A 20,986-nucleotide genomic window follows, 5' to 3' on the forward strand; every position below is an offset into this window, starting at 1 on the left:
GAAGCCGACGGTTGGGAGGCCACCAGAAATGGGCGCGTATGACGAGAGCTACCGGCGGGGTCTCGCTGATCCGGACGGGTTCTGGCTGGAGGCCGCGGAGGCGATCTCCTGGACCCGGCCGCCGACGCGGGCACTGGACGACTCGGGCGCACCGCTGTACCGGTGGTACCCGGACGCCGAGCTCAACACGTCGTACAACGCACTCGACCGGCACATCGAGGCGGGGAACGGCGACCGCGTCGCGCTGATCTACGACTCCCCGGTCACCGGCACGGGTCGCTCGTACACGTACGGCGAACTGCGGGACGAGGTTGCGCGGTTCGCCGGGGCGCTCGCATCGCTCGGTGTGGGTACGGGCGATCGTGTCATCGTCTACATGCCGATGGTGCCCGAGGCCGCCGTCGCGATGCTCGCGTGTGCGCGGCTCGGCGCGATCCACTCGGTGGTGTTCGGTGGGTTCGCACCCCGCGAGCTCGCCGCGCGGATCGACGACGCGACGCCGAAGGTGATCGTGGCCGCGTCCTGCGGCATCGAGCCCACGCGCGTGGTCGAGTACAAGCCGATCATCGATGCGGCTCTCGAACTCAGCCGGCACCAGCCGGAGCACACCATAGTGCTGCAGCGGGAGACCGCGCTGGCCGAGCTGGGCGAGCGTGACCTCGACTGGGCCGAGCTGACCGCCGCGGCGAAGCCGGCCGATCCGGTCCCGGTCGCCGCGACCGATCCGCTCTACATCCTCTACACGTCGGGTACGACGGGGAAACCGAAGGGCGTGGTCCGCGACAACGGTGGTCACGCGGTCGCGCTGGCCTGGTCGATGCGCGCGATCTACGACATCGGTCCGGGTGACGTGTGGTGGACCGCATCCGATGTCGGCTGGGTCGTCGGCCACTCCTACATCGTCTACGCGCCGCTGCTGGTCGGCGCGACCACAGTGCTCTACGAGGGCAAGCCGGTCGGTACGCCGGACGCCGGTGCGTTCTGGCGCGTCATCTCCGAGCACGGCGCGAAGGCCCTGTTCACCGCACCGACCGCGATCCGGGCGATCAAGAAGGTCGATCCTGAGGCCAAGCTGGCGTCGAAGTACGACCTGAGCGCCTTCGGGACTCTGTTCCTGGCCGGCGAGCGGCTCGATCCCGAGACGTATCACTGGGCTCACGAGCATCTCGGCGTACCGGTGGTGGATCACTGGTGGCAGACGGAGACCGGGTGGCCGATCGCCGCGAACCCGCGTGGACTCGAGGCGCTGCCGACCAAGCCGGGTTCGGCCACGGTCCCAGTGCCAGGGTGGGATGTGCAGATCCTGGACGCCGTGGGGACGCCGCAGCCGGCGGGCGTGGAGGGAGCGATCGCGATCAAGCTCCCGCTGCCGCCGGGCGCGCTGCCGACGCTGTGGGGCGACGACCAGCGCTACATCGACAACTACCTCAGCCGGTACGACGGCTACTACCTGACCGGCGACTCCGGGTACCTCGACGAGGACGGCTACATCTTCGTGATGGGCCGCACCGACGACGTCATCAACGTCGCCGGGCACCGCCTGTCGACCGGTTCGATGGAGGCAGTCCTTGCGGCTCATCCGGCGGTCGCCGAGTGTGCGGTGATCGGCGTACGTGACGCGTTGAAGGGCCAGGTCCCGCGCGGTCTCGTCGTACTCAAGGCTGGTGCCGACATCCCGGAGGATGTCCTGCGGGACGAGTTGGTGGCAGCGGTACGGCGGGAGATCGGGCCGGTGGCGGCGTTCCGGGACGTATCGGTGGTGGACGGTCTGCCGAAGACGCGGTCGGGGAAGATCCTGCGCAAGACGATGCGCGGAATCGCCGACGGGCGGGACGAAGCGGTGCCGTCGACGATCGAGGACGCGAGCGTGCTCGACGCGCTCCGCCCGATCCTGCGCAGTCAGTGAGCCAGGAAGTCCAGTACCAGCGGGCCGGCGACTGCCCGGAACTCGTGGAAGTACGCGTGTCGAGCGCCCTGGATGAGTTCTGCGCGGGCGCCGGGGATCCGGTCCGCGAGGAGCTGCGCGTTGGCGACCGGGCTGAAGATGTCGTCGGTCCCGTGCAGGATCAACGTCGGCGCACTGATGCTCGGCAGCCCGTCCCACGCGTCGTGCCTGTTGCTCGCGACCAGATGCCGCCCCTTCGCGTACGCCGGCATGTCAGGGTCACCGAGCACCGGGTGCGACGCGGGGTTCACGGCCAGCCACGCCGGCGTGTACATGAGCTCGAGCAGCACTCTCTCGGTACGTTGCGGGTCGGCCAGAGCCCGGCGGATCTCCTGACTCCGCTCGTAGCCGTGTTTGGCACCGGGTGATGTGCACCCGAGCACCAGCCTGTTGACGCGGTCTGGATGCTTGATCGCGATCCACTGCGCGACCCGACCACCCATCGACGTGCCGTACACATGCGCGGCCGGCAACCCGAGGTCGTCGAGCACCGCGACCACGTCCTCGGCGAAGCCGGGTGTGCTGTAGACCTCGTCCGGCTTGTCGCTGTCCCCAGTGCCGCGCCAGTCCAGCGTGATCGTCCGGTACATCGCCTCGAAGTCGGCCCCGACCGGGTCCCACCAGGTGTGGTTGTTGGCCTGGCCGGCCAGCAGGACGAGTGGTTGCCCGTCGCCGCGGACCTGGTACGCGATCCGGTTCCGGTCGGCGGCTGTTGCGTGCGGCACAGGAGCAGTTTGCCTGATGCGGCGGCGAGTTAGGCTCGGGGCATGCGAGTGGTGATTGCGGGTGGACACGGACAGATCGCGCTGCGGCTGACGAGGCTGCTGGCCGATGACGGTCACGAGGTGGTCGGGCTGGTCCGCAACCCCGATCACGAGGCCGACCTCACCGCGGCCGGCGGGCTGGCCGCCGTACTGGATCTCGAGCAGGCTGACGCCGCGGCCGTCGCAGGGGTGCTGTCCGGCGCCGACGTGGCGGTCTTCGCCGCCGGTGCCGGGCCGGGCAGCGGGAACGCTCGCAAGGACACGGTCGACCGTGGTGCGGCCGCGCTGTTCGCCGACGCGTCCGAGCAGGCCGGCGTACGGCGGCACATCCAGGTCGGCTCGATGGGCGCCGACCGGGCGCCCTCGCTGACCGACGACGAGACCTTCACCGTCTATCTGCGGGCCAAGTGGGCTGCCGAGGAAGACCTGCGGTCCAGGGACCTCGACTGGACGGTGCTGCGGCCGGGCGGTCTGACCAACGACCCCGGCACCGGTCAGGTGCTGCTGGCCGACAAGACGGGCAACGGCAGGATCAGCCGCGACGACGTGGCGCTGGTGCTGGCGGGGCTGTGCGACACCCCGGCCTCGATCGGCCGGACCCTCGAACTCGTCGCCGGACACACCCCGGTGGCCGAGGCCTTGACGACTCTCTGACGTTGCCACGAGCAACAGATTGTGACGGCTATGAGCGACACACTCCGGCAGGTGCAGTTCGAACGCCTGGCGAACAGCAGCTACGAGGTCCGCAACGCGCGCGGCGGCAGCATCCGGGTCGGATCCGGCGGTGCGGACACCGACTTCACCCCGGTCGAGCTGCTGCTGGCCGCGATCGGCACCTGCTCGGCGATCGACGTCGACATCGTGGTCAGCCGGCGGGCCGAGCCGACCGAGTTCCGTGCCGAGGTGCGCGGCGACAAGGTCCGCGACGCCGAGGAGGGCAACCGGATGGAGAACCTCACCGTCGAGTTCACCATCCGCTACCCCGAGGGTGAGGACGGCGACAAGGCCCGGGAGGCCCTGCCGCGCGCGGTGAAGATGTCGCACGACCGCCTCTGCACGGTCAGCCGCACGGTCGAACTCGGCACACCCGTCACGACGACGGTCGACGAAACCGCCTAGACACGGCCTACGTCGTCAGGAACTCGCCGACCGGGCGGAGGCGGGTGGTGAGCAGCTTCTGTGTCTCCCGGCTGTCGAGGCGAACGTCCGACGGCTGGCCCGGCACGAATGGCAACGTGTCCGGGTCGAGGCCGTCGCGAGCCGCGATCAACCGGCCGAGTTCCAGTCGGCTGACGGCGTCCGGGCCGGCCACGTGAGCCGTGCCGGTGTGGTCTGATTCCAGCAACTCGAGCAGCGCGCTGGCCAGGTCGCTGACGTGCACCGGGCACCGGATGTTGCCGGCGAACAGTGCCCCCGGTTGCCCACTCGCCAACTCGTGCACGAGCCGTTCGCTGGCCGACGTACCGTCGCTCCCGACGATGATCGACGTACGCGCGATCACCGCGGATGGATCGACGGCGCGGATCGTCGTCTCGGCCGCCGCCTTCGCCGCGCCGTACGGCGTGACCGGGCACGGCGCCGCATCCTCGTCGTACGGCTGATCGGCTCCGCCGAACACCACATCCGTCGACACGAACACGAGCCGGGCACCTCTTGCGGCAACGACCAGGTTGGCGGCCCCGTCAGCAGTGGTCTCCCAGTCGGACTGCCGGAACGCCGCGTGAATGATGCCATCGGGGCGGACCCGGCGCAGCACATCCGCGACCTCGCCGCGGTCCCGGACATCCATCCGAACCCCGCCCGCGACCGCAGCTGTGTGGTACGTCGGAACGACGTCATGCCCAGCCAGCCGCACGACCTCACGCCCCAGGAAGCCGGCGGCCCCAGTGACGAGAAGCCTCACACCGACAGCCTACGACGCTCTAATCGCCAGCCCGCAGTCCTCGTACTGCGCTTCACCTCCGCGACCGTGCGGATCTTGCGCGGTGTCATCCACGACTGCGACGGCTTGTGCAACATCCAGCCGCCGCCGATCGTGATCGCCGCATGCTCCACGAGACCATTCTGGTTGCGCCAGACGAAGACGGTCCCCGGTACGTCGTCCCGTCCGCGCGGGGCAGTGTTGCCGGCTAGCCACTCCTCGAAGGGCTCGCGCACCATCCAGACCTGGTCCGCTCCGTGGACGCCGGCCGCCGCCATGACGGTCCCGAAGCAGTTGGGCCCGCTGCCCGCTGGGTATGTCCCGGCGAGCTCCCGGACGCGGGGGAGCGTGGACGGCCACTCGCGGACTTCGGCGTGCCGACTCGGTCCGATGTCCTCGCTGACGACGTGTGGGAGCACCTGCTCGGCCCGGTCCTCGAGCAACGACTTCCACCAGACGAACCGATGACCGTCGGCTTGCCGGCGGAGTTCCGGACCGAGAATCGTGTGCCACCGGCGCACGGTCGGCACAGCGCCACGGTTGTGACGGACCTGCGCGCGGACCAGTGCGGCCCGCGTCGGCTTCGGAAGCGCGGCGTACGTCGCTTCGTCCAGCCAGGCCACGTGCGTCGCGGAGCTGTCCAGCCTGTAGACGCGATAGGTGTCGCGTTGCTCCCGCGTCGGCTCACGGTCGTCCGTCACGAGGTCCCAGTCCTTCGCCTGTTGCCAGGTGACGTAGAACGGCTGGACCTCGGGCGCGAGCCAGTCGACCCAGTGTGCGAGCAGGGCGGGGGATACCTCGATGCCGAGGACCGTCAGAGTCACCCCGCCAACGCTCTCAACTCCCGCCGCGGACCGCTACCGGGTTTCGCCCGGCGCGGCCTGCGGACCGCGGTACGGCTGGGTCTCCGTGTAGACGAGGTTGGTCGTCGTGCTGCCGAACTCGGTGAGCTCGTTGACGAGTTCCTCCAGGTGCGGCATGGACGCCGCGGCGACCTTGAGCGTGTAGCAGTCGTCGCCGGTGGTGCGCAGGCATTCCAGGATCTCGTGCCGTTCCTTGAGCAACTGGCGGAGCGGCTCGTGCTTGTTGCCCGGATACTTCAGCCGGACGACGGCGAGTACGGCGTACCCGACCTTGGTCAGGTTGACATCGGCCCGGTAGCCGCTGATGACGCCAGTCGACTCGAGCCGGCGGACCCGCTCGGTCGCTGCGGACGCACTGAGGTTCACCCGGCGGCCGAGCTCGGTCAGCGACATCCGCGCGTCGTCCTGCAGCGCGACCAGGATGGCCCAGTCGGTCGAATCGAGAGTCTCGGTCATACCGCGATATTACCGGTGATTCCCCGGTCGAGTGCGCCGTACACCGGGAGGAATCCCTTCAAAACAGCGTGTTCACCTCGATAGCCTAGATGGCGTGGAACTTGGTGTGAACGTCCTCAACTTCGGCCCCGGCGCGACCCCGGCCCGGCTGCGCGGCTGGGCCCGGACCGTGGAAGGCCTGGGCTACGACCTGCTGATGGTGTCCGACCATGTCGCGATCACGCCGGATGTCGCCGAGCAGTATCCGGCGCCGTTCTACGAGCCCTTCACGACGTTGAGCTGGCTCGCCGGGATCACCGACGGGATCCGCCTCGGTACGACCGTGCTGATCGCGCCGTACCGGCATCCGTTGCTGGTGGCAAGGATGGCGGCGAACCTGCAGCAGCTCAGCGGCGGCCGCCTCGTCCTCGGTGTCGGAGTCGGCTGGGCGCGGCAGGAGTTCGAGGCACTCGGCGCCGACTTCACGCGGCGGGGCCGGCAGACGGACGAGTTGCTCGGTGAGCTGCGCCGGGTCTGGGCCGACGACAAGGACTACGGCGAGGGCCACATCCCGCTGTGGATCGGTGGCGGCAGTACGGCGGGACTCCGGCGGGCTGTCCGGTTCGGCGACGCCTGGCATCCGCTGCGCCATCGGGTCGACTGGATGAGTTCGGCCCTGGACAAGCTGCGGTCGATCGCCGCCGCTGAGGACCGGCCGGTGCCGGAGTTCGCGCCGCGGATCCTGCTGCGACTGACCCCGGAGCCGCTGCCCGATGACGAGAGAGTTGCGGGAGAGGGCTCTCTCGAGCAGGTTCTCACCGATATCGACGCCCTCCGTGACCTCGGCGCGCGGAGCGTCGTCCTGGATCCCTTCGCGGGGGATCCTGCCGAGACCGAACGGCCCGAAGTGGCCTGGCAAGCGCTGGCGACGATCGCCGCGCACCGACGATGGGAGAACTCGTGACCCCCGAAGCTGAAGGCTTCCTCCGCCGCGCGATCGAACTGGCCGCGGCCGCACGCGAAGCCGGCAATCCGCCGTTCGGCTCGCTGCTGGTCGGCCCCGACGGGACCGTGCTGGCCGAGGAGCAGAACACCACCATCACCGACAGCGACATCAGCTTCCACCCGGAGCTCAAGCTGGCGGTGTGGGCGGCGCGGAACCTCGACGCCGAGACAGCCTCGGGAACGACCATGTACACCAGCTGTGAACCGTGTGGGATGTGCTCCGGCGCGCTCGCCCGGTCCGGCCTCGGCCTTGTCGTGTACGCGCTCTCGGGCGACCAGTTGGGCGGACTCAAGCCGACCGGCGGCTTCCCCGCCGTACCGCAGGAAGGTCCTGCCCTGTACGACGAGGCGCGCGTGCCGGTCGACGGCTACTACCAGTAGGGGCCGGCCGCACCGGCCGGCCCCTGGCCGATCAGAGCGGCGCGAGACAGAGCGTGTACTTCGTGGAGCTCTTCTCCACCGTGTACGACGCCTCGACACCCTCGAACTGGTCGCACTTGGAGTCGTCGGTGCTGTCGTCGAGCTTGCCGACGATCTTGTAGGCCGCCTCGGACGACGTGCAGTCGACCACCTTCACGTCCGGGTCGTCGGCCGTGCCGTTGTTCACCACGCACTGACCGACCGCGGCCTCGGAGGTGGTGGTCGTGGTCAGGTTGCTGATCACGATCGCCGCGATCACCAGGATCGGGAGCAGCAGACCGAGGATGGCCGGGCGCCGGAACAGCGGCTTGCCCGGATCCATCGGCCGGCCCGGCGCGCCCGGCGCCGGCTCGGGCAGACTCTTGAACTTCTGCATCGGCCCGATGTTCATCAGCATGGTGATCGGGTTGACGATCGACGACCCGATACCCCACCAGCCCTGCCACAGGCTCTTCGCGGTCATGTCGCGCACGGACGCGATGCCGCAGCTACGGCAGAACGGTCCCTGCAGCTTCAGGAACCGCATCAGGATGATCAGGCCCTGGTGCCCGCGCACGGTCGCGTCGACCGCCGGGAAGGAACCACAGAACCGGCACTGCAGACCCATCTGCGCACCGGGGTACGCCGGCAGCGGCTGCTGCCCGAACTGGTCCTGCTGACCTGGCTGGCCCGGCTGCGGCGGGGCCTGGTGGAACGGCTGCTGCTGGTAGGCCTGGACCGGCTGCTGGGACTGCGGCTGGCCCGGGTACTGCCCAGACTGTTGGCCCGGCTGTTCGGGCTGGGTGTATTGGGGGAACTGCTCCGGCGGAGGTCCGTAACCGCCCGGCTGACCGGGGTACGGATTCTGCGGTGGTTGCGGTGGTGATGTGGTCACGGACGCTTCCTGAGAATCGAGAGGGACACCAAACCAGGGCACCCTACTCACCCCACCGGGCCATCCGGACCATCGGTGTGGCAGCGTGCCGCCATGCTCACCATCGGCCCGCTGCAACCTACCGACCGTGACGGCTGGCAGCGACTGTTTGCCGGATACAACGAGTTCTACGGCCGCACGATGCCGCCGGAGTTCTTCGACCAGGCCTGGACGCGGTTCCAGCGGGCCGAAGAAGTCCACGCGCTCGGCGCCCGGCTCGACGGCCAACTGGTCGGCATCGCGCACTTCCTGACCCACGCGAGTACGACGGCGCCGGACTCCTGCTACCTGCAGGATCTGTTCACCGCTCCCGAAGCGCGGGGGAAGGGTGCGGCTCGGGCGTTGATTGCTGCCGTCACCGATTGGGCGAAGGAGCGCGGGTGCGGCCGGGTCTACTGGTCGACCCACGAGAGCAACGCGACGGCCCGCCGGCTCTACGACCAGGTCGCCGAGAACCGCGGCTTCATCCTGTATCAGATCCCGCTGTAGCGGTCGGCGAGTTCCTGGCCGAGTCGCGCCAGCTCGGCCTGCACGGACGGAGGATCGACGACCTCGATCGACCCACCCCAGCCGGCCAGATGCTGCGCGATCATCAGGGGTGTCGGCGCGGTGACCTTCAGCCGCGCGCGGTCGCCCTCCATGCCGTCGACCTCGCAGTTGCGCCCGAGCCGGTCCTGCATCACCCAGACGAACCGCTCGTCCATCAGTACGGTCGCCGTCAGTCCGGACCGCCGTTCCTCCATCCGGTCGACGATCTCGTCCCAGGCAGCGGACAGATCGAAGTCGGCCGGCCGCTCGAACCTCGCAGCGGTCACCTCCGCCGACAGCAACCGATCGACACGGAACGTCCGCTGCCCCTTCTCGGTCCAAGCGATCAAGTACCAGACGTCGTCCTTGTCCACGAGCCCGAGTGGATCGACCACTCGCTCCGACGCATCACGCCCGCGTCCGGCGTACTCGAGCCGCACCTTCACCCGTCGTACGACGGCATCCTGCAAGCGACGTACCAACTCGGGCCGCTCCTTCACGTGCTCACCCCAGCGCGCCGGGTCGATCACGACCGCCTCTGCCGCTGCCTGCGCGTGCTCCCGGAAGGTGTCCGGCAGCGCCCGCACCAGCTTCCGCAGCGCCGCCTTCGCATCAGGGGCGATCGACGCGGCCGGCCCGACCAGCAGGAACAGTGCCTGTGCTTCCGTCGCGGTCAGCCCGCTGAGGTCGGTGCGGGCGCCGCCGATGAGCTGCCAGCCACCATTGCGTCCAGGCTGTGGGTAGACCGGGATGCCTGCGGTGGACAGTGCCTCGAGGTCGCGGCGCGCGGTCGCGACCGAGATCTCGAGTTCGCCGGCCACCTCGGCCGCGGTCACCCGGCCCCGGGCCTGCATCAGCAGCAACACAGCCACCAGTCGATCCGCGCGCACCCCTTCATGGTCGCAGAGAAAGCGCTCACCGAGTGAGCACTTACTGTGGCAGCGGTTGGCCCTCTCCGACCAGGCCGTCGATCGACTCGCGGATCAGATCGGCGTGACCGGTGTGCCGCGCGTACTCCTCGATCATGTCCGCCACCATCCGGCGCAGGTTCTGCCCGTCGTCTGTCTTGCCGACCTTGCCCATTCCGCCGTCGGCCAGTGCCTCGGCCACCGACGCGTGTGCGCGCTCCACAGCGCCCTCCCACAAGGCCTGCAGTGCCTCTGGGGAGTCGTCGGCCGCGGTCCGCCACTCCCAGTCGGGGTCGGCGTCCCAGTCGACCGCGTTCCATGGCGCGCCCGGATCCCGTCCGAACAGGCGGTTCGAGAACATGTCGTCCTCGACCAGTGCCAGATGCTTGACCAAGCCGCCCAGAGTCATGGTGGACGGTGCGACTCGCGTGTTCATGCCGGCCGCGTCGAGCCCGAAGCACTTCCAGGCGAAGGTGCGGCGATTGCGGTCGAGTACGCCGAGCAGCGTCTGGATCTCGTCGCCGGCGGCGGGCAGTTCCGTCATGGTGTTCAGGTCCATGCGCGGCACGCTACCCTCGGTTCCGGACGGACTACTTCCGGAATGGTGACGCATGGCGTACGACGTGAGTCCGACGGCCCGGACCCTGATGGTGCTGGAGCTGATCCAGAACAGCCCGGGCATCACGGCCGACCAACTGGGGGACAAGCTCGGTGTCTCCGAGCGCGCCGCCCGCCGCTACGTCGGGATCCTGCGCGAAGCCGACATCCCCATCGAGTCGGTCCGCGGCCCGTACGGCGGTTACCGGGTCGGCCGCGGCCTGCGACTCGCGCCGCTGATGTTCAGCCAGACCGAGGCACTCGGGCTCGTGATGGCGGTGCTCGAAGGTCCGCGCGGCGCCGATGATCCGGTGGAGGTCGCGCTCGGAAAGATCATTCGTGTTCTCCCGGAGGCCATCGCCCGCTCGACCGACGCCGTACGCCGGGTCAGTGCCCGCGGACCGGATCCCGGCGCTCGCACTCCGGACCCGGCGATCACGGCTCACCTGGTATCGGACAGCGCGGACTGCCGGCGGGTCGTCCTCCGATACGAGCGCTGCCCGGGTGAGGAATGGTCGATGGAGGTGGATCCCTGGGCGGTGGTCGTCCGCCGGGGCCGCTGGTATCTGCTCTGCTGGTCGCTCGCCAAGAACGCTCGGCGCATCCTCCGCGTCGACAAGATCCGCGGCATCGAGACCCGGACCGAGACGTTCACCCCACCGCCGGACCTTGATGCGCTGGCGCTGGTCGAGGAGCACCTGGCGATGGGCTGGAAGTACAAGATCGAGGTCGTCATCGACGCACCGCTGGAGCAGGCCAGGTGCTGGATCGCCCGCAGTATGGGCCGCCTGGAGGCCATCGATGCCGACCACACCAGGCTCACCGCGAGCACGGACGAGCCCGACTGGTACGCCTCCCAGTTGACCGCGATCACAACGCCGTACCGCGTGATCGGCTGCCCGGAGCTGGTCGAGGCGACGGAGGAGCTCGCTCACCGGCTGTTGCGGGCGAGCGGTTCGACGGAAACTGTCGGTGGGCAGGTCTAGCGTCACCGATCTAGTCGAACAGAAGGAGGGACGTCCATGTCCACGTTGTCCGACAGGCCGAACACGGCCCTGGTAGTGATCGACGTCCAGAACGGCGTCGTCGAAGGAACTCACGAGCGCGATCAGACCGTCGCGAACATCAGCAGCCTGGTCGGCAAGGCGCGCGCGGGCGGTGTGCCGGTCGTCTGGGTGCAGCACTCGAGCAAACACCTGGTGAAGGACAGCGACGAGTGGCAACTCGTTCCTGAGCTCGACCGCGACGAGGCCGAGCCTCTGGTCCACAAGACGTTCGCCGATTCCTTCGAGGACACCAACCTCGAGGACGTCCTGGCCAAGGGCGGGATCGGCCGGCTGTTCGTCAGCGGAGCGCAGACCGACGAGTGCATCCGCTCGACGATCCACGGCGCCTTCGTCCGCGGGTACGACGTCACCCTGGTCGCCGACGCCCACACCACCGAGGACCTCTCCGAGTGGGGCGCTCCGCCGCCGGACAAGGTCATCGCGCACACCAACCTCTACTGGGAGAACCACACGGCGCCGGGCCGCACCGCCGGCGTCCAGCCCACCAAGGAGGTCGACTTCAGCTGAGCTCCGGGAGCCCGCGCAGTGACCGGATCCGTCAGAGTGAGCTGAATCTGGTCGAGCGCGTGCAGGAACGCGCGCGGATCCGTCTCGCGTGACCTGCTGCGCGTCAGTCCGGCAGCCAGTGCAGCTCGTGTGCCAAGGTTTTGGCGACCCTAAGGATGCGGCGGTGGAGTGGTGACTGCACGCGCGGGAGGACCAGGTGGAGCGTCAAGGTGGGTGCGCCCTGCAGCGGTCGCCACGTGAGACCGGCCGGTAGCGCCGTGACCGCGGCTTCACCGGCCGGGGCGAGGGTGAGCCCGTCGCGTAGGTCGCGCTGAAACATGTCGAAAGAGACTGCGGGCGTGCGGAATCGGGGATTTGGCCGGGTGTCGCGGAACAGTGCGGACAGCTGATCGTGGATCACGGGGTTGGCCGTACGGTCGGGGAGTCGCAGCGGATACTCGGCCGCATCGGCGATCTCGATCTCCGGGTGTTCGGCCAGCGGATGATGCTGTGCCAATTGGACCCCGACGCGCTCACGCCGCAGCAGGAACCGGCGCACGCCACGACCCGGCTGTTCACCGCGGGTGATCCCCGCATCGATGCGGCCGTCGGCGACCGCGGGGGAGATCTCCGGTGTCGCCATCGGGACCGCGCCGACCTCGAGTCCCGGGCTGCTGCGAATGAGCCTGTCCACCAGGGCCGGTGCCGTCTCGGCCCCCGCGCTGAGGCTATATCCGATGCGCAGCGTGCCCAGTTCACCGGCCCCCGCATTCCGGGCGGTGTCCCATGCCCGGTCCAGCGCCGCCAGCGCGGGCGGCGCGGACTCCGCCAAAGCCGCACCGGCCGTGGTCAATGCGACGCTACGCGTGTTACGCACCAGCAGGCTCGTACCGAGTTCCGCCTCCAATCGGCGCATCCGGGCACTGAGTGCGGGCTGCGCGATACCGATCCGTGCGGCCGCGCGGGTGAAGTTCAACTCCTGCGCCAGCACCAGAAAGTACCGCAGGCTCACCGTATCCGGCGCCACATGGCCTCCCTGTCGATTGATAACGATCCGTTCTGAGTCTATCCCGTCTCGGTCTTTCCTTCGGCCACACATCAAGCCCTAACCTGCGCATATGACGATTCAACTGACCGCGGTCCTGGACCCACCTCCGTCACCCGAATCCCGATGTCCCGCACCTGGCGATGCAGGAGGCATTCATGCATAAGTTGGTGGTCCTGTATTCCGAGCCCGCCGACCCTGACCACTTCCGCGACTACTACGTGACCAACCACCTTCCACTGGTCATGAATTGGCCCGGCCTGCTTGCGTGGCGCTACAGCTTCGACGAGGCGGCGACCAAGGGAGAAGCGCCGTACTTCGCGGTCTTCGAAGGCGACTTCGCTGACGCCGCCGCCATGGCCGCGGCGCGGGCGTCGCCGCAAGGCCAGCGGGTGGCCGCCGATGTCGCCAACTACGCCACCGGCGGTGCGGTCATCATCCACTATCCGGTGCAGGCCGGCTGAGGCAGGCCGGTACGCTCCGGGACGCTTTCGGTCGGCCGTTGCGGCCAGGTCCGGCTATCGGCGGACGCCTCGGCAGGCTGCCAGCGGCGTGCCGGCGTCACGGAGTGGCTGCCTCGGTGAGGGCGGCGAGGAGGGCTGCGATCGCGGGTGGGTCCGGTGGTTCGCCGTAGGTGGCGGCGTAGACGTGCCGCCGCGATCCAGGCAGCTCGTTCGCGATCACCCCGTCGGCGTGGTGAGTGCGAAGAGCGAGCCCGGGCATCGTGGTGACGCCGAGGCCGGCCGCAACGAGCGCCTGCATCACCACCATGTCGTCCGAGGTGTAGCCGATCCGAGGCTCGTAGCCTTCCTCCGCGCACAACGACACAAGATGACTCCGGCAACGATCACAACCCGCGATCCACGTCGCGTCACGCAGCCCGGACAGCTCGACCTCCCGGCCCGACGACAGTACGTACAGCGGGTCGTCGAGCAAGTGATGCAGCCGGATCCCGCTCGGCTCCGGCGCGGTCTCGTCGTACCGGAAGATGATCGCGACGTCGATCGTCCCGATACGGAGCAGCTCGAGGGCCTCGGGTGGATGCGTGTCGATCAGGCTGATCCGCAGGCCCGGATGCTGCGCGGACAGCGCTGCCACCGCTCCCGGGACCAGGGCCCCGATCGCCGACGAGAAGCCGGCGAGGCGGACTCTGCCCGCAGTCAGTCCGACGTGGGCCGCGAGCTCGGCGTCGACCGCGTCGATCCGCCCGATGATCTCCGCGGCCCGGGCCGCCAGCATGCGTCCCGCCTCGGTGAGCCGGATCCCGCGACCCACCCGCTGCAGCAACTGCGCGCCGGTCTCCGCCTCCAGCCGGGACAGATGATGCGTGACGGACGGTTGCGAGTAGTGCAACTCGCGCGCCGCCGCGGTGACGGAGCCATGGCGCGCGACGGCGTCGATCACGCGCAGCCTGGTGACATCGAGCATGTATCAATTCCATCTATGGATGACCTAAAGACTTGGCATTAGACGTTATGGGTTGGCGGGGGCACGCTCAATACATGACAACGACAACGCTTCCGACCAGCCAACTCACCGACCTCGTGGCGGGCGTCCGCACCGCCATCTCCCAGCACGCCGACTGGAACGACACGGCCCAGCTCGTGGCCGAGGAACTCCGCCGGAACCTGCCCACTCCCGACGTACTGACGCCCGAGCAGCGGCTCGGCTCGCCCGACCGCTACATCAGCCACACCCTGCACGTCGAACCGGACGGCTCGTTCTCGATCATCGCCCTGGTCTGGCGACCCGGCCAGGTGACGCGGATCCATGACCACGTCACCTGGTGTGCGTTCGGCGTCATCCAGGGCGTCGAGCACGAGGACCTGTTCGACGCCGAACTCCGGATCGTCGGCCAGAGCGACAACCACGTCGGCGACGTGAGCGGCTTCGCTCCGCCCGGTGACATTCACCGGGTGCACAACACGACGGACAGCACCGCGATCTCGGTCCACATCTACGGCACCGATGTGACCGCGATCGGCGGCAGCGCCCGCCGGTACTACGACTGAGGCAGAGCGTCCAACGCCTCGAGCTGGGCGGGGGAGAGGCGGATCGAGCCGGCCGCCAGGTTCTCCTCCAGGTGGTGCGCGTTCCCCGTGCCGGGGATCGCCAGGACGTTGTCGCCACGACTCAACGTCCACGCGAGCCGGATCTGCGCCGGCGTCGCACCGTGGTCCGCGGCGATCTCGCGAATCACGTCGGTCTGCTTCACACCGCCGGTCTCGCGGGAGTCCGCCGTCAGTGTGAAGAACGGGACGAACGCGATCCCTTGGTCGCCACAGGCCTCCAGGATCGCGTCGTTGACCCGGCCGAAGTCGACGCTGTACCTGTTCTGTACGGCGACGACCGGCGCGATCTCCTGAGCCTGCGCAAGGTGCTCCAGCCGCACGTTCGACAGGCCGAGGTGCCGGATGAGTCCCTTGGCCCTCAACTCGGCCAGCACACCGAAGTGCTCGGCGACCGAGTCGAGACCGGTCTGCCGCAGGTAGACGAGATCGAGCGAGTCCCGGCCGAGTGCGCGCAGATTGCCTTCGACCAGTGCAGGCAGGGCATCCGGCCGCGCCAGCCCGGTGATCGTCGGCCCGACCTTCGTCGCGATCACAAGGTCGTCGTCGTACGGCGCGAACGCGCGGAAGATCGCGTCGTTCGCCCAGTTGAGCGGCTCGAACTCGCGGCTGTTTCCCTCCTGCCCGTAGGTCGGGTAGAAGTCGGCGGTGTCGAGGTGGTTGACGCCCAACTCGACCGCCCGGCGCAGCAGCGCGATCGCCTTCTCCTGCACGTCCGCCCCGCGGCCGTCGCTTCCCGCGAGCCGCTTCGTGCCGAATCCGATGCGGCGGACCATGCGGTCGCCGAGCCGCCAGAATTCCGTGGACTTGATTTCCGGAATTTGTGATGATAGGTTTGTTGGTAGAGTGTAATTCTGTTGTGTTTTCTGCATTTGGTCAGGATAAGACCTCCGGCGCAATTCGTCCAGGGTTTTCGATGAATTTCTGTGCGCTGCGATAGGCTTCGGCGGGTGATTCCGCAACTCAGTGAGCGCCAGCGTGAGCTCCTCCGGGAGTGGATGCCCGCTGTCGAGGTCGTGACCGATCACAGTTGGGGTCTGGTCGGGACCGCCGTCCTCGAGCTCCACCTCGACGGCGAGCGCTACATCGCCAAGGCCGGCGATCCGAATGACGGACACATCGCCCGGGAGATCCGCGCCCATCGCGAGTGGCTGGGGCCGTGGACCGCGCGGGGGAGAGCACCTCGACTCGTCCACGCCGACGAGGAGGCCAAGCTTCTCATCACGCAGTTCCTGCCGGGGGTGCTGGTGCAAGGCACCGAGCAGGAATGGGACCCGGACGTCTACCGCCAGGCTGGTGAACTGCTCGCGGCGTTCCATGCCCAGATCGCCGTACCGGACGAAACCCACGAGGCGCGGGAGAACCAGCGATCCCTTGCCTACCTGGACAAGAAGCACACCATTGCGCCCGAGTTGACTGCGCGCTTGCGTTCAGAGATTGCATCCTGGCCGACCCCTGTGGCCCTGCTGGTTCCGACCCATGGCGACTGGCAGCCGCGCAACTGGCTGATCGACGAGGGCACTGTCGGCATCATCGATTTCGGCCGAGCCGATCTCAGGCCCGCGGTCACAGACTTCGTCCGGCTCGCAGTCCAGCAATTCACCACCGACCCCGCTCTGGAGCCCGCCTTCATCGTCGGCTACGGCTCGGATCCCCGCGACCCCACCACCTGGCACCGCATCCAACTCCGCGAAGCCATCAACACCACTGTCTGGGCTCACCAGGTAGGCGACGAACCCTTCGAAGCACAAGGCCACCGCATGCTCGCCACCGCCCTACGCGAGTAATTCGGTCAGCCGAACCTGTACGTCGGCGGGATGCATTCCTAGTTCTCCGAGCTGATCCGGGGAAGTCCAGCGCAATTCGAAACTGTTGCGCTCGGAGTGCTCCACCGCTTCCTCCCCGGACAATTCGGCAACGCCTTCCACGTTCTCCATCAGGAAGTAATAGGCGGGTCGTCCGTTGTGCGTCCCGGTCCACAGCAGCCGGTCGATCGTGGCCGTCAGCGTCGTCTCTTCCCACAGCTCCCGTAGCGCGGCCTCGCCCGGTGTTTCACCCGCCTCGACATGCCCGCCAGGCAGTACGGCGTACTCATGTCCCTCGCACTTCGGACCCGATGCGTCGAACGCCTCGCACATCACGCACTCGTCAGCCCGCTCGTGGCGCAGGTACCGCTTGATCACCAACACGTTGCCCGCATCCATCACCACTGCAGCCGCTCTAGGAATCGCCATGCCCAGGACCCTCCCACCTGCCCCGGACAGTTTTCGCGCGGACTACGCCGCGGGCCACACACAGAACTCGTTGCCGTCGGGGTCGGCCATCACTACCCAGGCGGCGTCACCCTGGCCGATGTCGATGCGCTTCGCCCCGAGGGAGACGAGGCGGTCGACCTCGGCTTGCAGGTCGCCACCGTCGGCAGGGGCGAGGTCGAAATGCAGCCGGTTCTTGCCCGTCTTCGGATCCAGCGGGGGACCGCCCCAGGTGATCTTCGGACCGCCGTGGGGGGAGCGAATCGCGGTCTCCTGGTCCTGGTCCCAGACCAACGGCCATCCGAGCGCTTCGCTCCAGAAGTACCCGACCTGCTGCGATCCGTCGCTCGAGAGCGCTCCGATGAATCCACAGTCGGCAAGGAAGTTGTTGCCCGGCTCAATGACGCAGAACTCGTTGCCTTCGGGATCGGCGAGTACGACGTGCTCTTCCTCGGGAAGCTGGCCGATGTCGATGTGCCGACCACCGAGCTCGAGCGCCCTGGCCACGGTCTCCTGCTGCTGCTCTAGGGACTGGCTGGTCAGATCGAAGTGCATCTGGTTCGGCCCGGTCTTCTGCTCCTCGCTCGGAACGAACCGCAGCCGGAACCCGGTGTCGTCACTCGGCAGCAGCGCCACCCCGCCGCGAGCGTCGTCGACCATCTCCCAGCCGAGAACGCCGGCCCAGAAACGCGCGACACCGGCCGGATCGTTCGCATCGAAAGACAACGCGAGAAGTTGAGAAGTCATCCTGATCGCCTCTCCGATCCGCACCCGCCACGAGACTGCAACGCTAGGCTGCCCGACCACCACCCGCAACGCGATTAACTCCGCCTCGGATCTACGCGCCGAGGCTGGGTGGGGTCGGGTGTGACACTGTGGCTCGCGTGATTGACGACTTTGCCAAGGAGTACCTGCACGACGACCTGCGCTGGGTCCGCGAATCCTTGCTGTACAAGGTGGAGGGGCTGTCCGAGTACGACGTACGGCGGCCGCTCACGAGGACCGGGACCAACCTGCTGGGTCTGGTCAAGCACCTGACGTTGTCGGAGGCGCGGTACTTCGGCGAGATCTTCGGCCGCCCGTTTCCGGAGCGGCTGCCCCAGTTCGACGACCCTGGCTACGCGAACCACGACCACCTGTGGGTCACCGCGAAGGAATCACACGCCGACATCATCGAGGGGTACAAGCGCGCCTGGCGCCACGCCGACGCCACGATCGAGGCGCTGCCGATCGACGCACCCGGCTTCGTCCCGTGGTGGCCGCGGCCGAAGGTGAAGCTGTTCAACGTGATGGTCCACGTCCTCACCGAGACCAATCGCCATGCCGGCCACGCCGACATCCTGCGCGAGCAACTGGACGGCGCGGTCGGCGCACGGCCGACCGCAACTGCCGACGACACCGACTGGGACGCACACCGGTCGAGAGTCGAGAAGGCAGCCCGGGAAGCGACTACCTGACAACTACCCCAGCTGGTCGCGGCGGCGGGTCAGGTGCGCGGTCTCGGCGGTGTTACCCGCCAGCTCGATGGCTCGGTCGTACGCCGCGCGCGACTCCTCGCTGCGGCACAACCGGCGCAGCAGGTCGGCGCGGGTCGCGTGGTACGCGTGGTAGCCGGCCAACTTGTCGTCGAGACGGTCGACAGCCGCCAGTGACACCTCCGGGCCGTCCAGCTCGGCGACCGCGATGGCCCGGTTCAGGGCGACGATCGGCGAGGGATCGATGCGGATGAGTTGGTCGTACAGGGCGACGACCTGCGACCAGTCCGTGTCGCGGATGTCCCGGGCAGAGGTGTGTACGGCGTTGATCGCGGCGAGGACCTGGTAGCGACCCGGAGCCACCCCGGCGGCGGCCGCGGCGAGGCGCTCACGCACCAGCCGATGGCCTTCGGCGATGAGTGCCGCGTCCCACGCTCCACGGTCCTGCTCGTCGAGAGGCACGAGCTCACCAGTGGCCGACACTCGCGCGGTACGCCGGGCCTCGGTGAGGAGCATCAGCGCGAGCAGCCCGGCCACCTCACCGTCCGCCGGCATCAGAGCACGGATCAGACGGGTGAGCCGGATCGCCTCAGCGGTGAGCTCATGACGTACGGGATCGGTGTCGGGGCCGGTTGCGAGGTAGCCCTCGTTGAATACGAGGAAGAGCACGGAGAGTACGCCGGAGGCGCGCGCCGGGAGATCCTCCGCGGACGGCACCCGGTAAGGGATCCGAGCCGCCTTGATCTTGGCCTTCGCCCGGGTGATCCGCTGACCCATGGCCGATTCCTGCACCAGGAAGGCACGGGCGATCTCGGGCATGGTCAGACCGCCGACCATCCGCAGCGTCAGCGCCACCCGGGTCTCCAGCGAGAGCGCAGGGTGACAGCAGGTGAAGATCAGCCGGAGCCGGTCGTCGTCGATCGCACCGAGACGCTCAGGCGGGTCGTCGTCGTACACGATCTGAGCCTCCTTGTGCTTGTCGTCGCGCTTGCTCTCGCGCCGGATCCGGTCGATGGCCTTGCGGTTGGCCGTCGTGGTCAGCCAGGCGCCGGGGTTCGGGGGTACGCCGTCGGCCGGCCACCGCTCGACAGCGATCGCGAACGCCTCGGCGGCCGCCTCCTCGGCGATGTCCAGGTCGCCGAAGCGCCTGGTCAGGGCGGCGACCACTCGCGCCCACTCCTCGTGGTGGACCTGGATGATCGCCTGCTGGGCGTCGACCGCGCTCACCGGAACGGCCGCACCTCGACGTCGGTCTTGTCATCGATCACAGAAACCAGATACTGCATCTCGGAATCTCCTGCGGTTCGGGTGGCGCCCCTCGTGGGCACCCGCTCACCTCTGCAACGACAACTCTGCCCTGATCCGATACTGCCTCACGGCATTTCTTCAAGGACATTCCGGGGCCACTCACCGGGAGCCGGCCGCGTCGAGCGTTGTGGAGATGGGCTCGAGGTCCGCGATGAGCTGGTCGAGCTCGTTCGGCTCCAGGCCGTCGTACGCCGCGGCCGCGAGGTCGTCGGTGAGTGACTCGATCTGCTCCTTGGTCTTCCGGCCGACGTCACTGAGCCAGCCGGAGTCGTCGACGAGGCCACGGGCGCGCATTCCGTTCACGACCGCGGCCAGCTGGGCTGCGGGGAGATGGTGGACCCGGCCGAACTTCTCCGCGGGCATGTCCACGGAGAGCGCGTGAAGTACGTGGGCCTCCGTCCCGCCGATGCCCGCGGCGACCAGAGCCGCTATATGACCGTCGCCCCGGTGCTCGCGGAGCAGGGTGGCCGCATGCCAGAGCTTGGCCACGGGCTCCTCGGGTACGGGGAGTGCTCGGAGCCCGGCGTACAGGATCCGTCCCTCCGTCGGAGCGCTCGACGCTGCTTTGGTGGCGAGGTCGGCGGCACGCGTGAGGCCGGGGGAGTCCGCAAGGTCGCCGAGAATCCGCCTCAGCGCGGCGGCGCTGCCCTGCTCACGCGCGGCGAGGGCTGCCTCAGGCGTGGCGGTGTCCCAGACGCGGGGGATGTGGCGGGCGACCTCGCCGTCGGCGAAGTTGTAGAAGATCGCATGGACCACTTCGGCCGGGACACGTCCCAGTGGTGCGGCCCGTCCGGCGAAGTAGCCGTCCCAGTAGTTGCGGTGGCCGAGCGCCATGAGCGCCTCGGTCGGCTCCTCGGACATGTAGGTGACCATGTGGATCGGCTCCACGAGCCGGTGCAGGTGGCGGGCGGTGGACTCCATGATTGCTCCTCGGTGTGGACAGGTGCTCACCTCTGCCACGAACACCAGTGCCCCGATCCGACAC

26 protein-coding genes are annotated in these 20,986 nt (G+C 68.5%); 12 read left to right on the forward strand and 14 right to left on the reverse strand.

The window, feature by feature from the left end; genetic code table 11:
• Positions 1-28 precede the first annotated feature (28 nt).
• Positions 29-1,906, forward strand: a complete 1,878-nt coding sequence (locus ACIBG5_RS06330) for a propionyl-CoA synthetase (RefSeq protein WP_396390437.1) — start codon at positions 29-31, stop codon at positions 1,904-1,906.
• Here ACIBG5_RS06330 and ACIBG5_RS06335 read toward each other — a convergent pair.
• On the reverse strand, positions 1,900-2,670 hold the full coding sequence (locus tag ACIBG5_RS06335; protein WP_396390438.1) for an alpha/beta fold hydrolase: 771 nt from the start codon (positions 2,668-2,670) through the stop codon (positions 1,900-1,902). The two genes, ACIBG5_RS06330 and ACIBG5_RS06335, sit on opposite strands and share 7 nt — an antisense overlap.
• Positions 2,671-2,712: 42 nt before the next feature.
• Between ACIBG5_RS06335 and ACIBG5_RS06340 the strand changes: the two genes are divergently transcribed.
• Both ACIBG5_RS06340 and ACIBG5_RS06345 read left to right on the forward strand, forming a co-directional pair.
• On the forward strand, positions 2,713-3,363 hold the full coding sequence (locus ACIBG5_RS06340; RefSeq protein ID WP_396390439.1) for an SDR family oxidoreductase: 651 nt from the start codon (positions 2,713-2,715) through the stop codon (positions 3,361-3,363).
• Positions 3,364-3,393: 30 nt separating this feature from the next.
• Positions 3,394-3,828 (forward strand): OsmC family protein, encoded by a 435-nt coding sequence (locus tag ACIBG5_RS06345; protein WP_396390440.1) that lies wholly within the window; start codon positions 3,394-3,396, stop codon positions 3,826-3,828.
• Positions 3,829-3,835: 7 nt separating this feature from the next.
• On the opposite strand, the gene ACIBG5_RS06350 is transcribed toward ACIBG5_RS06345, so the two are convergent.
• Genes ACIBG5_RS06350 through ACIBG5_RS06360 form a run of 3 tightly spaced genes read right to left on the reverse strand, consistent with a single transcriptional unit; the run spans position 3,836 to position 5,949 of the window.
• Positions 3,836-4,612 carry an SDR family oxidoreductase gene (locus ACIBG5_RS06350; protein ID WP_396390441.1) on the reverse strand — a complete coding sequence of 259 codons (777 nt, stop codon included), beginning with the start codon at positions 4,610-4,612 and terminating at the stop codon, positions 3,836-3,838.
• On the reverse strand, positions 4,609-5,454 hold the full coding sequence (locus ACIBG5_RS06355; protein ID WP_396390442.1) for a hypothetical protein: 846 nt from the start codon (positions 5,452-5,454) through the stop codon (positions 4,609-4,611). Before ACIBG5_RS06355 ends, ACIBG5_RS06350 begins: the two co-directional genes overlap by 4 nt.
• Before the next feature lie 33 nt (positions 5,455-5,487).
• Positions 5,488-5,949 carry an Lrp/AsnC family transcriptional regulator gene (locus tag ACIBG5_RS06360; RefSeq protein WP_396390443.1) on the reverse strand — a complete coding sequence of 154 codons (462 nt, stop codon included), beginning with the start codon at positions 5,947-5,949 and terminating at the stop codon, positions 5,488-5,490.
• A 94-nt stretch (positions 5,950-6,043) separates the two neighbouring features.
• Here ACIBG5_RS06360 and ACIBG5_RS06365 point away from each other — a divergent pair, with 94 nt between their 5' ends.
• Entirely contained in the window at positions 6,044-6,892 is an 849-nt protein-coding gene (locus ACIBG5_RS06365) for an LLM class flavin-dependent oxidoreductase (RefSeq protein WP_396390444.1), read from the forward strand.
• A complete protein-coding gene (locus ACIBG5_RS06370; RefSeq protein ID WP_396390445.1) occupies positions 6,889-7,314 on the forward strand; it encodes a nucleoside deaminase in 426 nt (141 codons plus the stop codon). The genes ACIBG5_RS06365 and ACIBG5_RS06370 overlap by 4 nt, the downstream gene beginning before the upstream one ends.
• Positions 7,315-7,345: 31 nt before the next feature.
• Here the strand turns inward: ACIBG5_RS06370 and ACIBG5_RS06375 are convergent, their stop codons facing one another.
• Positions 7,346-8,227, reverse strand: coding sequence for a toxin-antitoxin system, toxin component (locus ACIBG5_RS06375; protein ID WP_396390446.1), 882 nt, complete (start codon positions 8,225-8,227; stop codon positions 7,346-7,348).
• 93 nt (positions 8,228-8,320) lie between these two features.
• Between ACIBG5_RS06375 and ACIBG5_RS06380 the strand changes: the two genes are divergently transcribed.
• Complete coding sequence (locus ACIBG5_RS06380; protein ID WP_396390447.1) at positions 8,321-8,755, forward strand: GNAT family N-acetyltransferase; 435 nt, start codon at positions 8,321-8,323, stop codon at positions 8,753-8,755.
• Here ACIBG5_RS06380 and ACIBG5_RS06385 read toward each other — a convergent pair.
• Both ACIBG5_RS06385 and ACIBG5_RS06390 read right to left on the reverse strand, forming a co-directional pair.
• Positions 8,740-9,684 carry a helix-turn-helix transcriptional regulator gene (locus tag ACIBG5_RS06385; RefSeq protein WP_396390448.1) on the reverse strand — a complete coding sequence of 315 codons (945 nt, stop codon included), beginning with the start codon at positions 9,682-9,684 and terminating at the stop codon, positions 8,740-8,742. The two genes, ACIBG5_RS06380 and ACIBG5_RS06385, sit on opposite strands and share 16 nt — an antisense overlap.
• Positions 9,685-9,724: 40 nt before the next feature.
• Positions 9,725-10,261 (reverse strand): DinB family protein, encoded by a 537-nt coding sequence (locus ACIBG5_RS06390; protein WP_396390450.1) that lies wholly within the window; start codon positions 10,259-10,261, stop codon positions 9,725-9,727.
• Between the two features lie 52 nt (positions 10,262-10,313).
• Between ACIBG5_RS06390 and ACIBG5_RS06395 the strand changes: the two genes are divergently transcribed.
• Both ACIBG5_RS06395 and ACIBG5_RS06400 read left to right on the forward strand, forming a co-directional pair.
• On the forward strand, positions 10,314-11,285 hold the full coding sequence (locus ACIBG5_RS06395; protein WP_396390451.1) for a helix-turn-helix transcriptional regulator: 972 nt from the start codon (positions 10,314-10,316) through the stop codon (positions 11,283-11,285).
• A gap of 36 nt (positions 11,286-11,321) precedes the next feature.
• Entirely contained in the window at positions 11,322-11,873 is a 552-nt protein-coding gene (locus ACIBG5_RS06400; RefSeq protein ID WP_396390452.1) for an isochorismatase family protein, read from the forward strand.
• Between the two features lie 103 nt (positions 11,874-11,976).
• Here the strand turns inward: ACIBG5_RS06400 and ACIBG5_RS06405 are convergent, their stop codons facing one another.
• Positions 11,977-12,879, reverse strand: a complete 903-nt coding sequence (locus ACIBG5_RS06405) for a LysR substrate-binding domain-containing protein (protein ID WP_396390453.1) — start codon at positions 12,877-12,879, stop codon at positions 11,977-11,979.
• A gap of 176 nt (positions 12,880-13,055) precedes the next feature.
• Here ACIBG5_RS06405 and ACIBG5_RS06410 point away from each other — a divergent pair, with 176 nt between their 5' ends.
• Positions 13,056-13,361, forward strand: coding sequence for an EthD family reductase (locus tag ACIBG5_RS06410; RefSeq protein ID WP_396390454.1), 306 nt, complete (start codon positions 13,056-13,058; stop codon positions 13,359-13,361).
• A 97-nt stretch (positions 13,362-13,458) separates the two neighbouring features.
• Here ACIBG5_RS06410 and ACIBG5_RS06415 read toward each other — a convergent pair whose 3' ends face one another.
• Positions 13,459-14,325, reverse strand: coding sequence for a LysR family transcriptional regulator (locus tag ACIBG5_RS06415; RefSeq protein WP_396390455.1), 867 nt, complete (start codon positions 14,323-14,325; stop codon positions 13,459-13,461).
• Between the two features lie 74 nt (positions 14,326-14,399).
• Here ACIBG5_RS06415 and ACIBG5_RS06420 point away from each other — a divergent pair, with 74 nt between their 5' ends.
• Positions 14,400-14,909: a hypothetical protein gene (locus ACIBG5_RS06420; RefSeq protein WP_396390456.1), complete on the forward strand. Its 510-nt coding sequence runs from the start codon at positions 14,400-14,402 to the stop codon at positions 14,907-14,909.
• Here ACIBG5_RS06420 and ACIBG5_RS06425 read toward each other — a convergent pair.
• On the reverse strand, positions 14,900-15,742 hold the full coding sequence (locus ACIBG5_RS06425) for an aldo/keto reductase (protein WP_396390457.1): 843 nt from the start codon (positions 15,740-15,742) through the stop codon (positions 14,900-14,902). The two genes, ACIBG5_RS06420 and ACIBG5_RS06425, sit on opposite strands and share 10 nt — an antisense overlap.
• 174 nt (positions 15,743-15,916) lie before the next feature.
• On the opposite strand from ACIBG5_RS06425, the gene ACIBG5_RS06430 reads away from it, so the two are divergent.
• Positions 15,917-16,753, forward strand: a complete 837-nt coding sequence (locus ACIBG5_RS06430; protein ID WP_396390458.1) for an aminoglycoside phosphotransferase family protein — start codon at positions 15,917-15,919, stop codon at positions 16,751-16,753.
• On the opposite strand, the gene ACIBG5_RS06435 is transcribed toward ACIBG5_RS06430, so the two are convergent.
• Together ACIBG5_RS06435 and ACIBG5_RS06440 are read right to left on the reverse strand one after the other, a co-directional pair.
• On the reverse strand, positions 16,742-17,200 hold the full coding sequence (locus ACIBG5_RS06435) for an NUDIX hydrolase (protein ID WP_396390459.1): 459 nt from the start codon (positions 17,198-17,200) through the stop codon (positions 16,742-16,744). The two genes, ACIBG5_RS06430 and ACIBG5_RS06435, sit on opposite strands and share 12 nt — an antisense overlap.
• A gap of 42 nt (positions 17,201-17,242) precedes the next feature.
• Positions 17,243-17,965: a VOC family protein gene (locus ACIBG5_RS06440; protein ID WP_396390460.1), complete on the reverse strand. Its 723-nt coding sequence runs from the start codon at positions 17,963-17,965 to the stop codon at positions 17,243-17,245.
• A gap of 137 nt (positions 17,966-18,102) precedes the next feature.
• Between ACIBG5_RS06440 and ACIBG5_RS06445 the strand changes: the two genes are divergently transcribed.
• Positions 18,103-18,675: a DinB family protein gene (locus tag ACIBG5_RS06445; protein WP_396390461.1), complete on the forward strand. Its 573-nt coding sequence runs from the start codon at positions 18,103-18,105 to the stop codon at positions 18,673-18,675.
• A gap of 3 nt (positions 18,676-18,678) precedes the next feature.
• Here the strand turns inward: ACIBG5_RS06445 and ACIBG5_RS06450 are convergent, their stop codons facing one another.
• Both ACIBG5_RS06450 and ACIBG5_RS06455 read right to left on the reverse strand, forming a co-directional pair.
• Positions 18,679-19,920, reverse strand: coding sequence for an RNA polymerase sigma factor (locus tag ACIBG5_RS06450; RefSeq protein WP_396390462.1), 1,242 nt, complete (start codon positions 19,918-19,920; stop codon positions 18,679-18,681).
• Positions 19,921-20,100: 180 nt separating this feature from the next.
• Entirely contained in the window at positions 20,101-20,922 is an 822-nt protein-coding gene (locus ACIBG5_RS06455) for a MarR family transcriptional regulator (protein ID WP_396390463.1), read from the reverse strand.
• Positions 20,923-20,986 lie beyond the last annotated feature (64 nt).

This window comes from Kribbella sp. NPDC050241 (assembly GCF_044459685.1).
GTDB lineage: Bacteria > Actinomycetota > Actinomycetes > Propionibacteriales > Kribbellaceae > Kribbella.